Annotated in this window: 1 protein-coding gene; it reads right to left on the reverse strand. The window is 48.0% G+C overall.

The features are described from left to right. A partial coding sequence (locus A3756_RS15585; protein ID WP_197481332.1) for an MFS transporter occupies positions 1–1,058 on the reverse strand: 1,058 nt, incomplete at both ends.

Consider the following 1,058-nt stretch of genomic DNA (forward strand, 5'->3'; position numbering starts at 1 on the left):
TTCATGTCCGGAACGACATTGCGCCATCATCAGCGAGAAAAGGGCTACTGTAGACATGCCGTCGACTGCTTGCTCGAATATACTTAGACCATAGACCCCAAGAATCCCAACCCAGTGCAGGTCCACTAGCGTATAGAGAGCAATTCCCACAGCCTGGGCCAAGCCAGCAATAAGCATCATATTCTTTGCCCCCAGACGAAGGTATAAATACCCGCCTAAAGCAGCCCCCAGCAAACCCGCAATAGAAGACCATAAAGTGATCGTTGCCAAGTCCCCTAGCGAGAAGCCACTATCGATCAGCAAGGGCTTGATCATTACCGAGCCTAAGGAGTCTGCCAGTTTATAGGTGATTAGCACCAATACCCAAGCAAGCATATTTGAACGCTTAAAAAAGCCCTTATAGACAGTTAGAGGCAATGCCCTAGCCATGCCTTTATCAGCAACACCTGCATCAAAGTTATTGGTCACCTTTGGGTAAACAGGGATAGCTCCAGTGAAGATTGGCAACATTAGTAGAACTAACAACAAGGCCATAAGCTGCATACTCAGACTCCAACCAAAGTGGTCTATCCCTAGTAACAAGCCGCTACCACTTAAAATCATTCCCAACTTAAAACCTGTTACCTGGACACTGTTTCCGATTCCCCTGAAACGCTCTGCTAGAACTTTCACAGCCAAACCGTCGGTTGCAATATCCTGAGTCGCGGCCGAGGTATTCACCAGTAGAATTCCGATGAGAAAAATAACAATCAAGGGGCCAAACAAGCTTTCATAGTTAGACATAGAAGCTAATAAGAGCAATCCGACAAGCAATAACTGCATCGCTACTATCCAGGTTCGATGCACGCCTATACGAGCCCAACCGATACGATCAACATAGGGAGCCCAAATAAACTTTAAAGCCCATGGCAAGGCAAGGAGTTTGATCAGTCCGATATATTCCAGCGACACGCCCTGGTCTCGCATAATGGCCGGAAAAGCATGAGCTAGCACTCCCGAAGGAAGGCCTTGAGAAAAGTACAGCGCAAACAGGACGGCTAGGCTGGCGACGGGCACGT

It is taken from the genome of Oleiphilus sp. HI0086 (genome assembly GCF_001635225.1).